At 60.8% G+C, this 13,356-nt stretch carries 14 protein-coding genes; 6 read left to right on the top strand and 8 right to left on the bottom strand.

The features are described from left to right. Window positions 1-32: 32 nt before the first annotated feature. A complete protein-coding gene (gene paaE, locus BN32_RS05975) occupies window positions 33-1,112 on the top strand; it encodes a 1,2-phenylacetyl-CoA epoxidase subunit PaaE (RefSeq protein WP_019197217.1) in 1,080 nt (359 codons plus the stop codon). Here paaE and BN32_RS05970 read toward each other — a convergent pair whose 3' ends face one another. From BN32_RS05970 to paaG, 8 genes are all read right to left on the bottom strand, one after another. Continuing rightward, the gene (locus tag BN32_RS05970; protein ID WP_019197216.1) at window positions 1,113-1,538 is read right to left on the bottom strand and encodes a PaaI family thioesterase; all 426 of its coding nucleotides are present in this window, start codon (window positions 1,536-1,538) and stop codon (window positions 1,113-1,115) included. It lies immediately after the preceding gene. Window positions 1,539-1,559: 21 nt separating this feature from the next. Then, window positions 1,560-2,825 carry a cytochrome P450 gene (locus tag BN32_RS05965; RefSeq protein WP_082773421.1) on the bottom strand — a complete coding sequence of 422 codons (1,266 nt, stop codon included), beginning with the start codon at window positions 2,823-2,825 and terminating at the stop codon, window positions 1,560-1,562. Between the two features lie 20 nt (window positions 2,826-2,845). Continuing rightward, window positions 2,846-3,151, bottom strand: a complete 306-nt coding sequence (locus tag BN32_RS05960; RefSeq protein ID WP_019197214.1) for an EthD family reductase — start codon at window positions 3,149-3,151, stop codon at window positions 2,846-2,848. A 29-nt stretch (window positions 3,152-3,180) separates the two neighbouring features. Further along, entirely contained in the window at window positions 3,181-5,214 is a 2,034-nt protein-coding gene (gene paaZ, locus BN32_RS05955) for a phenylacetic acid degradation bifunctional protein PaaZ (protein ID WP_019197213.1), read from the bottom strand. 48 nt (window positions 5,215-5,262) lie between these two features. Beyond that, complete coding sequence (locus BN32_RS05950) at window positions 5,263-5,898, bottom strand: TetR/AcrR family transcriptional regulator (RefSeq protein ID WP_019197212.1); 636 nt, start codon at window positions 5,896-5,898, stop codon at window positions 5,263-5,265. A gap of 66 nt (window positions 5,899-5,964) precedes the next feature. Further along, window positions 5,965-7,296, bottom strand: a complete 1,332-nt coding sequence (gene paaK / locus BN32_RS05945; protein ID WP_019197211.1) for a phenylacetate--CoA ligase PaaK — start codon at window positions 7,294-7,296, stop codon at window positions 5,965-5,967. Window positions 7,297-7,311: 15 nt separating this feature from the next. Beyond that, the gene (gene paaI / locus BN32_RS05940) at window positions 7,312-7,779 is read right to left on the bottom strand and encodes a hydroxyphenylacetyl-CoA thioesterase PaaI (RefSeq protein WP_019197210.1); all 468 of its coding nucleotides are present in this window, start codon (window positions 7,777-7,779) and stop codon (window positions 7,312-7,314) included. Further along, window positions 7,779-8,570 (bottom strand): 2-(1,2-epoxy-1,2-dihydrophenyl)acetyl-CoA isomerase PaaG, encoded by a 792-nt coding sequence (paaG, locus tag BN32_RS05935; protein ID WP_040426042.1) that lies wholly within the window; start codon window positions 8,568-8,570, stop codon window positions 7,779-7,781. Before paaG ends, paaI begins: the two co-directional genes overlap by 1 nt. A 187-nt stretch (window positions 8,571-8,757) precedes the next feature. Between paaG and BN32_RS05930 the strand changes: the two genes are divergently transcribed. From BN32_RS05930 to BN32_RS05910, 5 genes are all read left to right on the top strand, one after another. Beyond that, a complete protein-coding gene (locus BN32_RS05930) occupies window positions 8,758-9,924 on the top strand; it encodes an ABC transporter substrate-binding protein (RefSeq protein WP_040426041.1) in 1,167 nt (388 codons plus the stop codon). 129 nt (window positions 9,925-10,053) lie between these two features. Further along, a complete protein-coding gene (locus BN32_RS05925) occupies window positions 10,054-10,926 on the top strand; it encodes a branched-chain amino acid ABC transporter permease (protein WP_019197207.1) in 873 nt (290 codons plus the stop codon). Window positions 10,927-10,929: 3 nt separating this feature from the next. Beyond that, window positions 10,930-11,877: a branched-chain amino acid ABC transporter permease gene (locus BN32_RS05920; RefSeq protein ID WP_040425499.1), complete on the top strand. Its 948-nt coding sequence runs from the start codon at window positions 10,930-10,932 to the stop codon at window positions 11,875-11,877. Beyond that, window positions 11,874-12,656, top strand: coding sequence for an ABC transporter ATP-binding protein (locus tag BN32_RS05915; RefSeq protein ID WP_019197206.1), 783 nt, complete (start codon window positions 11,874-11,876; stop codon window positions 12,654-12,656). Before BN32_RS05920 ends, BN32_RS05915 begins: the two co-directional genes overlap by 4 nt. Further along, complete coding sequence (locus BN32_RS05910; protein WP_019197205.1) at window positions 12,649-13,353, top strand: ABC transporter ATP-binding protein; 705 nt, start codon at window positions 12,649-12,651, stop codon at window positions 13,351-13,353. The genes BN32_RS05915 and BN32_RS05910 overlap by 8 nt, the downstream gene beginning before the upstream one ends. Window positions 13,354-13,356 lie beyond the last annotated feature (3 nt).

Below are 13,356 nucleotides of genomic sequence, written 5' to 3'. Positions count from 1 at the left end.
CCACCCGAGAGAGCGGACCAGAGCGACATCAGATGTCACACGTTCCAAAATTTCACCGTCTTGCCGTCGACGATCTGCGCCGCGAGACCGCCGACGCGGTGTCGATGACATTCGCGATTCCGGGGGAACTGGCGCAGGATTATGCTTTCGCGCCCGGCCAGTATCTGACGCTGCGGACAACCATGGACGGCGAAGAGGTGCGGCGCTCGTACTCGATTTGCTCAAGCCCCGACGACCATGAACTGCGCATCGCGGTCAAGAAGGTCGACGGTGGTGCATTCTCAAACTGGGCGCTGGACGAACTGAAAGCCGGCGATGAGCTCGATGTGATGACGCCGACGGGTCGCTTCGGCGTGGCGCATGCGCCAGATCAGGCGCGCATCCATGTCGGCTTTGCTGCCGGCTCCGGCATCACGCCGATCATGTCGATCGTACGCGGAATTCTTGCACGCGAACCCAACAGCCGCTTCTTTCTGTTCTACGGGAACCGGGCGACCAACGGCATTCTGTTCCGCGAGGCGCTGGAAGAACTGAAGGACCGGTTCATGGGCCGCCTGTCGGTGTTCCATGTGCTGTCGCAGGAAGAGCAGGACTTGCCGATCCTGTACGGCCGTCTCGATCGTCAGAAGGTCGAGGTGCTGCTGCGTTCAATGGTGCCCGCGGCTGCGGTCGATCACGTCTTCGTCTGCGGCCCGGTCGCCATGAGCGAAGAAATCGAGGCGACTTGCGTCGATCTTGGCATTTCCAAGGATCACGTTCACGTTGAGCGCTTTGTCTCGGAATTCGGCGGCAAACCGCGGCCGAAGATTCAGGTCGCGCCGGAAGCGCCACCCAAGGCGGTGGCGTCGCTGATTGTGGACGGCAAGCGCAAGGATGTGCCAATCGCGGAGGGCGAAGTCATTCTCGACGCTGCGCTGCGCGCCGGCATGGATCTGCCATACGCCTGCAAGGGCGGTATGTGCAGCACATGCCGCGCCAAGATCGTTGAGGGTGAAACGCGGATGGTCGTGAACTACTCGCTGGAGCCCTGGGAGCTTGAGGCCGGCTTCGTGCTGACCTGCCAGGCGCACCCGGTCTCCAGCCGCGTCGTGGTTGATTACGACCAGATGTAACTATTTGCCCTCGCGCAGCAGGGCATAGGCCGTTTGTGCCATCGCGACGGGCCGCGCGTCGCCGTCCGTCCGGAGCAACACGCTGCCGTAAGCCATCGTCTTGCCCATCCGCACGACGCGCGCTTCCGCCAATAGGTCTGCACGCATGGCAGGCCGCATGAAGTGGATCGTCTGATCCACTGTGGTCATCGGAAAGTATTCGCCGGCCGCGGAGCAGATCGCAAACACCATCGCGGTATCGGCCAAACTCATCAGTGCCTGACCGCAGACCACGCCGTTGTCCCGGCACAGCCTGTCGGAGAAGCGCATCCGCAGCACCGCGCTGTCGCCCTCAATGCTTTCAATCGACAGGTCAAGGTCCTGGACCCACTGCGCGAAGACGGATGCGAGCAGGGTTGTAGCGGCGGCTTTGTCGAATGTCGGCATGCGGTGTCCTGTGAATGAAGTCTAGGCGAGGGTGACGGGAAGCGATGTGAAGCCGCGAAAGCGCACACGCCTTGCCCGATGGGCGGGTCCGTTCGCCGCGAAATTCGGGAAGCGAGCGAGAAACCGGCTAATGGCGATCCGGCCTTCAAGGCGCGCGAGAGTGAGGCCGACACAGGCATGTGCGCCGGAGGCGAACGCGAGGTGGCGGTTCGGCGAGCGGCCGATGTCGAGCCGCTCCGGTTGTGCAAATACGTCGGGATCCCGGTTCGCCGCGCCGATGCAGAGCGTGATCAGTGCGCCTTCCGGAATTGTTACGCCGTCGAGTTCGGTGTCCTGCACGACGCGGCGGTTTCCGAGCTGGTTCGAAGATTCAAACCGCAGGAATTCCTCGACGGCCGTCTTGATCAGGGAAGGATCATCAATCAAGCGCTGGCGTTCGGTCGGGAAACGCAGCAGCAGTTCCAGCCCATTGCCGATCAGGTTGGTCGTCGTCTCGTGACCGGCGTTCAGGATGAAGATGCAATTCTGCAGAAGCTCGATCTCGCTCAGGCGCTCTCCGTTCGCTTCACCTTCGATCAGGCGGGTCAACACGTCACGATCAGCGTCGCCGGGCCGTGCGCGCCGGTCGGCAACCAGCCGGCGAAGGTAGCCGAGGAATTCGCTGACTGCGCGCTCGCCGCGCGCCTGCACATCCTCCGATAGGAACGGCTCCAGCGCGCCGAGGATCGCCAGCGACCAGCCGCGCAGCGGCGCTCGGTCCTCGTGGGGAATGGCGAGCAGGTTTCCGATCACTTCAACTGGAATGGCGGACGCGAAATCCTCGATCAGGTCGACGTTGCCGCGCGATTGCATGTCGTCCAGCAGCCGGTCGACGAGAGCGATCAAGCCCGGCTCCATCTCGGCGATAGCACGCGGATTGAGCGCACCGGCAATCAGTCGCCGCACGCGGGTGTGCAGCGGCGGATCGTTGAAAACGAGACTGGTGGTATGGTGTTGGAAGAGCAGCGAGTCCGCGCCGTATTTCGGTGCAAACTCGACCTTCTTGTCGGAGCTGAAGCGCGTCGTATCCTTGTAAATCGCTTCCAGATCGCGATGGCGCGTCAGGAACAGCGATCCGTCCGGCATGCGATGGATCGGATCGGCGGATTGCAGCGCGCGATAGGTCGGGTAGGGATCATCATAGAATGCGTCGGGAAGGTTCTTGAGCGAGAAGCCGCGCACAATCGCTGCGTCCTCGCTCGAAACCGGGCGAGGCGTGCTTTGTGGATCAGTGTGGGATTGACCCATCGATGCAATCGGCCTGAGGTCTAGAAAACGACGTCGTTGATCTGCACCACGGCCTGCGCCTTGGTGAAATTTGGAATATCCGCGAAGATTTCCTTGCCGTGCGCCTTTCCGGCGGCCTTGAAATCGTCCATCGATCCGAAGGTCAGCAGCGCGGTCATTTGATAATCGGGCGCGCTGCCATCCGCCTTCGCGATCCCTTTGATGGCTTGCGCGCTCTTGAGCCCGAGCGGACCCCAGCGATCCTTCACCAGCGGCATGTGCGTCTTGAGATAATAGTCGGTGTCGAATGCTTCGCCGACCGGATACATCACTGTGACAAGAATCATCGATTTTTCCCTTTCGTTGTTTTCACTATTTAGCTCTGGGGCCGCACAGCATTCATCGTCAGCAGTTCATAAGTTGCCGCAGACTCGTCTTTATCGGTCAGAATCTCGACATCCCAACGCACTTCGCCGTACTGCTTGTTTCGCGGCGATTTTTCTTTCGCCGTCAGCCGCACCTTGATGGTCTCTCCCGGCTGGATGGGCTTGATGAAGCGCAGTGAATCGAGACCGTAGTTGGCGAGTACCGGACCGGGATCGGGATCGACAAACAATCCTGCAGCGAACGACAGCAGGAGATAGCCATGTGCGACGCGGCCGGGAAAGAACGGATGACCCTTGGTCGCTTCCTCGTCCATGTGGGCATAGAACGTATCGCCGGTGAAATGGGCGAAATGCTCGATGTCCTCGAGCGTAATGGTGCGTTCCTTCGAGTAGAAGGTCTGCCCGACATCGAGGTCCTCGAAATGAAACCGGAACGGATGCCGGTCCTTCTCGATGACGGGTGCATTCTTCGTCCAGCTTCCGGTGATGCCTGTCAGCATCGCAGGCGAGCCCTGCAGCGCGGTGCGCTGCATGTAATGATGCACGCTGCGTACGCCGCCCAATTCCTCGCCGCCGCCTGCGCGGCCGGGACCGCCATGGACCATCTGCGGCATCGGGGAGCCGTGACCGGTTTGTTCCTTGGCGCAGTCGCGGTCGATCATCACCAGACGTCCGTGGAAGCTACCGACGCCGAACACAAGCTCGGACGCGATCTTTGGATCATGGGTGTAAACCGAAGCGACCAGACTGCCGCCGCCGCGATTGGTGAGCGCAATAGCTTCCTCGAGATCGCCGTAACCCATCACGGTGCAGACCGGGCCGAACGCCTCGATCGAATGGACGTGACTGGCGCGAATGGGATCGGCACAATGCAGCAGGAGAGGGGGAAGGAACGCACCACGGGTCACATCCGCGCCTTCCACGGTGAAGTTGTCAGGATCGCCCGCGACGATCTGGGATTCCGTTCGCAACGTCTTGACGTGGGCAAGAACGTCGCGGCGCTGGTCGAGGCCGACCACCGGTCCCATACGAACGGTTTCCAGCTCAGGATTTCCGATGGCCACCTTCGAGAGGCGCCCGCGTAACGCTTCGATGACGGCCTCGACACTTGCCGATGGCGCGAAGGCGCGGCGGATCGCGGTGCACTTCTGCCCGGCCTTCACCGTCATTTCCTTGGCGACTTCCTTGATGAACAGGTCGAATTCCGGTGTGCCGGGTTTCGCGTCCGGCGCGAGAATGGCCGCGTTGAGCGAATCCCGCTCAGCGATGAAGCGGACGGCTTCTTTCGCAATGACCGGGTGCCGCTGAAGCTTTTCGGACGTATCCGCAGATCCGGTGAACGAGACAACATCCTGGCAGGTGAGGTGATCGAACAGGTCGCCGGTGCTGCCGACTATGAACTGGAACGTCCCTTCGGGGAGAATTCCGGACTCGGAGATCATGCGCGCAAGCGCGTGGGCAACATAGGAGGTGACGGTTGCGGGCTTCGATACCACCGGCACGCCTGCAAGCAATGCGGGTGCCAGCTTCTCAAGCAAGCCCCAGCAGGGGAAGTTGAACGCGTTGATGTGAACTGCGACGCCCTGCAAGGAGGTGACGATGTGCTGGCCTGCGAACGTGCCGCCTTTGCCCATTGGCTCGACCGCACCGTCCAGCAGGAAGGTGGAATTCGGAAGCTCGCGGCGTCCCTTGCCTGCGTAGACGAACAGCGTGCCAATACCGCCATCGACATCGATCAGGTTATCGGTACGCGTGGCGCCGGTCTGGAACGACAGCTTGTAGAGCTGGTCTTTGCGCTCGGTCAGGTATTGCGCGAGCTTCTTGAGCAGATCGGCACGCTGGTGAAACGTCAGCTTGCGCAGATTCTTGCCGCCGACATTGCGGGCGTAGGCGAGCACGCTGTGCATATCCAGCCCGCCGCTCGTTGCCTCTGCGATCACATCGCCAGTCACGGCGCTGCGCACTTCGATGAGATCGCGCCCTGGTGCGGCCCATTGTCCGCTGACGTAGCTGTCGAGTTTCATGGGATCACTTCGAGGTTGGGTGCCTCAGGCACCGATTGAGAAATGAGTCTATTCCGCCGCTGCAGCGCGCTTCGATGTCTTCGACGGTTGCTTGAGAACGTTGCGCGCGCCGTCAACGATCAGCCTTGTCACGAGCTCGGCGTATTCGGCGCGGCTGACCGATCCGGTGCTTTTGAACCAGAGGTAATGCCAGTTGACCATGCCGAACAGCGACATGGTTACCGGTGTCAGCATCTTGGTGCCCTTGAGGTGAGGGGCGACGCCCACGACAGCCGAAGAAAAGATGATGACGAGATCGCGCTCCATCCTCTTTAGTTCGGTCTGACGCTCATGAGGCAGAAACCGCATGCTGCTGATCTGCACGTTGTGCTGGGAATCGGCATCCCGATACGCTTCCAGCAGCGCCGCAATCAGGCCGCGCAGCCGCGCTTCAGGTGGCGCGCCTGGATCGTCTGCTGTTTCGACGACTTCCAGCAACTCTTTCAGATGGAAGCGGATGACGTCGAACAGCAGGCCTTCCTTGTCCTTGTAGTAATGATAGAGGTTGGCCTTCGACACGCCGCAGGCTTCGGCGATCTTGTTCATCGATGCGCGGTCGTAACCGTGCGCCGAGAAAAGCTCCGCCGAGCGATCGAGGATCGCCTGTCGTTTATCGTCGTAGTCGTTGGCGCGGCTGCGGGCCATTTGAAATTCTATTCCTTAGTCTCTAAGCGAGCATGATCTGCGGGAAACCGGTATCCATTTTCCGGATCATGCTTTGGGCCGGCGATCGATGATGCGCTTGGCCTTGCCGACGGAGCGTTCGATGCTTCCCGAATCGAGCACTGTGACCACTGCCGTGATTCCGATGGTGTCCTTCACCGACTGCACCAATTGCCTGGTCGCAGCCTCGCGTGCGGGGAAGCTGGCTTCCGGCCGCGCTTCGACCTGGATTTCCATGTTGTCCATGCGGCCCTCGCGGGTGAGCACAAGCTGGTAGTGCAGGGAGAGATCGTGGATGGTGAGAAGCTTTTCCTCGATCTGGGTAGGGAACACATTAACGCCGCGAACGATCATCATGTCGTCGGAGCGTCCCGTGACCTTTTCCATCCGCCGCAGTGACCGCGCCGTTCCGGGCAGAAGCCGTGTCAGGTCCCGCGTCCGATAGCGGATGACGGGCATGGCTTCCTTTGTCAGCGACGTGAAGACCAGTTCGCCCTTCTCGCCGTCGGGCAGCACTTCACCCGTCGCGGGGTTGATGACCTCGGGATAGAAGTGGTCCTCCCAGATGTGAAGGCCATCCTTGGTCTCGACGCATTCGCTGGCGACCCCCGGGCCCATCACCTCGGACAGCCCGTAAATATCGACGGCGTGAAGATCGAAAGCCTCCTCGATCTCCTCGCGCATGGCGTTGGTCCACGGCTCCGCGCCGAAGATGCCGATCCGCAGCGAGGATTTCCGCGGGTCGAGCCCCTGTTTCCTGAATTCGTCAAGGATCGCCAGCATGTAGGACGGCGTCACCATGATGACTTCGGGTTTGAAGTCGTTGATGAGCTGGACCTGACGCTCTGTCATGCCGCCAGAAATCGGGATGACGGTGCAACCCAAGCGCTCCGCGCCGTAATGCGCGCCGAGGCCGCCGGTGAACAAGCCATATCCATACGCGATATGCACCTTCATGCCCGCGCGGCCACCCGCGGCGCGGATCGAGCGTGCGACAACATCGCTCCAGGTTTCGATATCGCGCTTGGTGTAGCCGACAACGGTCGGCTTGCCCGTCGTGCCTGACGACGCATGGATACGTGCAACGTCCGATTGAGGTACGGCGAACATGCCGAACGGATAGTTGTCCCGCAGATCGGTTTTGATCGTGAAGGGAAACTTCGCCAGATCAGGAAGGTCTTTGAATGAATCCGGGGTGACGCCTGCGGCATCGAATTTCGCGCGGTAGTGCGGCACGTTTTCATACGCATGGCGGAGCGACCAGGCCAGCCGCTCGCGCTGAAGCGCGCGAATGTCGTCGCGGGAGGCGATCTCGTAACGATCGAGTTCCGTCGGTTCGGGCGTCAACCGGTCGAGCTTGCGCAGCGGTATCTGAAGCAACGTTCTCTCCCAATCCTACTTGTTGTCTTGCGGGTGGCTGTCGAGCAACTGGCCCGATATCGTTCGCGAATGTCCGCGAAACTCGGCGATCACCTTGTTGCTGCCGTCGCGGACCGTGACGTCGTAAATGCCGCCGCGTCCCGCGCGGTTGCGTTCCACGGCATGAGCGGTCAGCGTTTCACCTTCGCGGACCGACTGGAGAAACGTCACCGCGCATTGGTGTGCGACGGTGCGCTGGTTGTAGGTGTTGCAGGCAAACGCGAACGTGGAGTCGGCGAGCGTAAAGATAAAGCCGCCATGGCAGATGCCGTGACCGTTGGTCATCTCCTTGCGAACAGTCATCGAGAGAACTGCTTCGCCCGGCGCGATCCGCTGCAGGCTCATGCCGAGTCCCTGGCTGGCCCGGTCGTCCTGCCACATCTTGTTTGCACAAGCCTGGGCCAGCGCCTGCGGATCCTTGTTGCCGTCAACGGATGCGTCCATCAGATGCCTCCGACGAAACGAGGCGCGCGCTTTTCAAGGAATGCAGTCACGCCTTCCGCAAAATCCGGAGCGCGGCCTGCCTGTCCCTGAAGATCGCGTTCGAGATCGAGTTGCTGATCGAGCGTGTTGGTCTCGGATGCGTCAATCGCTTGTTTGGTCAGGGCGAGGGCGCTGGTCGGCTGTTTCGCGAGATGGGCCGCAAGGCGGTGTGCTTCTGCCATCAGACTGGCATCGTCCACCACCTTCCAGATCATCCCCCAGGATTCCGCCTGTTCTGCGGAGACGGGCTCGGCCAGCATTGCGAGAGCCCGAGCACGCGCACTTCCCGCAAGGCGCGGCAGGAACCATGTGCCGCCGCAATCAGGGACAAGGGCGATTTTGGAAAAGGCCTGAATGAACTTGGCGGAGCGCGCAGCCAGAACGATATCGCAGGCAAAGGCGACATTGGCGCCGCCGCCGGCAGCCACGCCATTCACCGCGCAGACGATCGGGAGCGGCAGTTTTCGCAATCTGCGGATAAGGGGATTGTAGTGCCGGTCCAGCGTGACTGTGAGATCGGGCTTCTGGCCAGGGACAAAGTCAACCTCGGACAAATCCTGTCCGGCGCAAAATCCTCGTCCTGCGCCCGTGAGGATCAGCGCACGACATGTCTTGTCGGCCTCCGCTTCGGTTAACGCCTTATCGAGCGCGGCGTGCACGCTTGCGTTGAACGAGTTGAGGCTGTCAGGCCTGTTGAGCGTGATGACGCGATATCCGTCGCGGATCTCGGTCAGGATCACATCTTTGTCCACAGCGTCCTCCCAATCGGCCTGTTTCTGTCGGCCGTTGGAGATCAGGTTACTATTGACCAACCGTTCGGTCAATTATATTGATGGGGTCAGAAGCGCATCAGATCGCATGGGACAATTCGCCGATGTGACGAACAAGATGCGCCGGGCAAGCTCTCCAAAACGGGCGCCCATCATCAGGGAGGAAACCATGAAGCCGACTTCAGCATTGAAACTCTTTTTGGCCGCCGGTGCCGCCGGATTGGCATTCGGAAGCCCAGCATTCGCGCAGCAGACTGTAAAGATCGGTTCCGTCCTTTCGGTGACGGGCCCGGCTTCGTTTCTCGGCGAGCCTGAAGACAAGACGCTGCGGATGTATGTCGACAAGATCAACGCTGCTGGCGGCGTTAACGGCAAGAAAATCGAACTCATCGTCTATGACGACGGCGGCGACGCCAACAAGGCGCGCACATTCGCTACGCGTCTGATCGAGGACGATAAGGTTATCGCAATGGCGGGCGGTTCGACCACCGGCACGACCATGGCAATGATCCCGGTTTTTGAGGAAGCGCAGGTTCCGTTTATTTCGTTCGGCGGTGCGGTCGAAATCATCGATCCGGTCCGCAAGTATGTCTTCAAGACGCCTCATACCGACAAGATGGCGTGCGAAAAGATCTTCGAGAACCTGAAGCAGCGCAAGCTCACGAACATTGCCATGATCTCGGGCACCGATGGCTTCGGCGCTTCGATGAAGGCCCAGTGCACTAAGGTTGCACCGAACTACGATATCAAGATCATCACTGAGGAGAGCTACGGTCCGCGCGATAGCGACATGACCGGCCAGCTGACCAAGATCAAGAACACGGCCGGAGTTCAGGCCATCGTCAATCCCGGCTTCGGGCAGGGACCTGCGATCGTCACCCGCAACTATGCGCAGCTCGGCATGACCGCGACGCCGCTCTATCAGAGCCACGGCGTAGCCTCGAAGAGCTTCATCGAACTCGCGGGCGCTGCGGCTGAAGGCATCCGTCTGCCGGCAGCAGCACTTCTTGTTGGCGACAAGCTGCCGGACGGCGATCCGCAGAAGAAAGTCGTTGTCGACTACAAGAAGACCTATGAGGACACCGCGAAGAGCCCTGTCTCGACCTTCGGCGGCCATGCCTATGACGGCCTGTACATCCTGATCGACGCCATGAAGCGCGCCGGTTCAAACGACCCGAAGAAGATTCGTGACGAGATCGAGAAGACCAAGGGCTTTGTCGGTACCGGCGGCATTGTGAACATGACGCCGACTGATCACCTTGGCCTCGATCTCTCCGCTTTCCGCATGCTGGAAATCAAGGGCGGCGACTGGTCGCTGATCAAGCCGGGTTCGTAAACCTGCCGCATATGCATAAATGCTCCCGGATGGTCGGATTGCTCATCCGGGAGCGCCATCTCACTGCCTAAAGAGTCATATCGCCGGGAACGGCAGCCATCTGCTGTCTTCGTTGTTCGTGGAGCGGGAATGCCCGAGTTTGTCCAATTTCTTGTTTCCGGACTGACCGTGGGCGCGGTGTACGCGCTCGTCGCTCTCGGTTTCACGCTGGTCTACAACGCATCCGACGTTGTCAATTTCGCTCAGGGCGAGTTTGTGATGCTGGGCGGGATGGTGACGGTGTTTGCCTCCGCGGCAGGTATTCCGCTTCCGCTCGCAGCACTCCTCGCTGTCGTTGTTTCCGTCGTTGTCGGTCTCCTGCTGTATTGGCTGGCCATCGAACCCGCGCGCGATGCATCGCCGGTTACGCTGATCATCATCACGATTGGCGCTTCCATCCTGCTACGAGGCGCAGCGCAAATTCTGTTCGACAAGCAGTTCCACAAGCTTCCCAGCATCTCTGGCGATACGCCGGTTAATCTGCTCGGAGCGGCCATCCAGCCGCAGAGCTTCTGGGTGCTGGGCGGCACGGCGGTGATCGTGATCCTGCTGTATGTGTTTCTGGAGCGCACTGTGCTCGGAAAAGCTGTGCTTGCGACTGCTGCCAACAAGCTTGCGGCGCGGCTGGTTGGCATCAATACGACGACGGTCATGGCGCTCGCGTTCGGGGGATCTGCTGCCATCGGCGCGGTTGCCGGCGTCCTGATTACGCCGATCACGCTCACAAGCTACGATGTGGGTACATTGCTGGCGCTGAAGGGATTTGCGGCCGCGATGCTGGGCGGCATGGGCAATCCGCTCGGCGCGGTCGCCGGCGGGCTATTGCTCGGGCTGCTTGAGGCGTTCGGGGTCGGCTACATCAGCTCGACCTACAAGGACGCCTTCGCCTTCATTGTCATCCTTCTCGTCCTGTTCGCCATGCCGCAGGGTCTGTTTGGCCGGCGGACCGTGGAAAGGGTCTGAGCGGTGTTGCAGAAGATTGGCCATCGCTATCTGACCTTGATCGCGCTCGCCGTGATCGTCGCGGCGTTGCCGCTGATATTTCCGTCGAGCTATTACTTCCGCGTGGCGTCGCTGGTCTGGGTGTCTGCATTCGCGGCGATCGGTCTCAACATCCTGATGGGGCAGGCGGGGCAGGTCAGCCTGGGCCACGCCGGTTTCTTCGGAATTGGCGCTTATGCCGTCGCCATCGGGCCCGCGCATTTCGGAATACCGACATGGGCTGCGCTTCTCATCGGTTGCGCTCTTTCGTCGGTCCTGGCCTATCTCGTCGGCCGTCCGATCCTGAAGCTGAAAGGACACTATCTTGCCATTGCGACGCTCGGTCTTGGCGTGCTGGTGGCGCTGGTCATCACGACGGAAAGCCGCTGGACCGGCGGTCCGGACGGCATGCCTGTGGCGAAACTCACGCTGCTGGGATGGCGCGTCAGCGGATCGGACACATGGTACTGGATTTCGGGCGGGCTTCTGCTGCTGGGAACATGGATTGCCCTCAACCTGAACGATACGCCGACCGGGCGCGCCTTCCGCGCGCTTCACGATAGCGAGGTCGCGGCACGCGTCGCAGGAATCGACGTCGCGCGATTCAAGTTGCAGGCGTTCGTGATTGCCGCAGCCTACGCATCGGTCGCCGGGTCTGTACTCGCGATGATGAACGGCTTCATCAATCCCGATCAGGCGGGATTCCTGCACTCTGTGGAAATGGTGACCATGGTGGTGCTCGGCGGCCTTGGATCGGTCGTCGGGAGCATTGTGGGCGCGGCGGTGCTGATCACCTTGCCGCAGGTCCTGACCGTTTTTCAGGAGTATGAACATCTGCTCCTCGGCTTCATCATCATCGTGTCGATGATCTTTATGCGCGACGGCATCGTCCCGACGTTGTCGCGTGTGCTGGCGAAGAGGACGCAGTCATGACGATCCTCGGCGCCAGGGACATCGGCATTTCATTCGGTGGCATCAAGGCCATTGACGGCGTCAACTTCAGCGTCAGTCCGGGGCAGATCCTGTCCATCATCGGACCGAACGGTGCGGGCAAGACCACGCTCTTCAATATCGTTTCCGGTGTCTATGAGTGCGATCAGGGACGGGTAGAACTGTCCGGTGAAGACGTGACACGATTGACGCCGGACAAGCTCGCGGCGCGTGGCCTGTCGCGTACCTTCCAGAACCTCCAGATATTCCAGCGCATGACCGCCGCAGAGAACGTGATGGTCGGTCGTCATTTGCGGGAACGCTGCAATCTTCTCGCGGACCTGTTCCGGCTGCCTTCGGTGACGCGCCAGAACAGTGAGACGCGCGAGGCAGCACTGACCCTGCTCGACGATGTCGGGTTGCGGAGCAGTGCGGATATCGCAGCAGGTTCGCTCTCTTATGGCGCGTGCAAGCGTCTCGAGATCGCCCGCGCCCTTGCCGCAGAACCGCGCGTGTTGCTGCTCGATGAGCCCGCGGCGGGCTGCAATGCAGTCGAGACCGAGGAGATCGATGAATTGATCCGCCGTGTCGCAGCCAAAGGCATAGCGGTCGTATTGGTCGAACATGACATGAAACTCGTCATGAAGATTTCCAACCACATTCTTGTACTGAACCGCGGAAAGCCGATTGCCGAGGGCGCGCCGCGTGAAGTGCGCGACAATCCAGCGGTGCTTGAAGCCTATCTGGGCAAGCACGGGGCGAAGGAGGCGGCGCGTGCTTGAAGTCGTCAATCTTCGCAGCGCCTATGGCCGTATCGAGGTTCTGCACGGCGTGAATCTGAACGTCCGCTTAGGCGAGGTCGTCGCCCTGATCGGCTCGAACGGGGCGGGAAAGACCACGCTGCTTCGAGCGTTGTCGGGTGTTCAGCCGATCACCGCCGGCGAGATCAGCCTCTTGGGCGAGCGTATCGACCGCCTGCCGCCGCATCGGCGGGTGGAGCGCGGCATGACGCAGTCGCCGGAAGGACGTCAGGTTTTCGGACCGCTGAGTGTCGAAGACAATCTGCGTCTCGGAGCTTACATGCGCCGCGACAAGAACATCGACAGTGACCGCGATCGCGTTTTCGAGATGTTTCCGATTCTGGCCGAGAAGCGGAGGCTTCTGGCGGGGGGATTATCCGGCGGGCAGCAGCAAATGCTCGCAATCGGACGCGCGCTGATGGGCAAGCCGAAATTGCTGCTGCTGGACGAACCGTCGCTGGGTCTGTCGCCCACCCTGGTCGATCAGATTCTTGCCGCCATCGTCGATCTTCGAGTCAATGGTGTGACCGTGTTGCTGGTCGAACAGAACGCGAGCGCGGCTCTCGAAATTGCCGATCGCGGCTACGTGCTAGAGACCGGCAAGGTTGCATTCGAAGGGGCTGGCGCAACCTTGCTGTCGGACCCCAAGGTGAAGGCCGCATATCTCGGCGCGGCCTAGCAC

Source organism: Afipia birgiae 34632, assembly GCF_000308295.2.
GTDB lineage: Bacteria > Pseudomonadota > Alphaproteobacteria > Rhizobiales > Xanthobacteraceae > Afipia > Afipia birgiae.
Note: the sequence above shows the minus strand (reverse complement) of the source record. Positions and strands in the feature narration are given on the sequence as shown.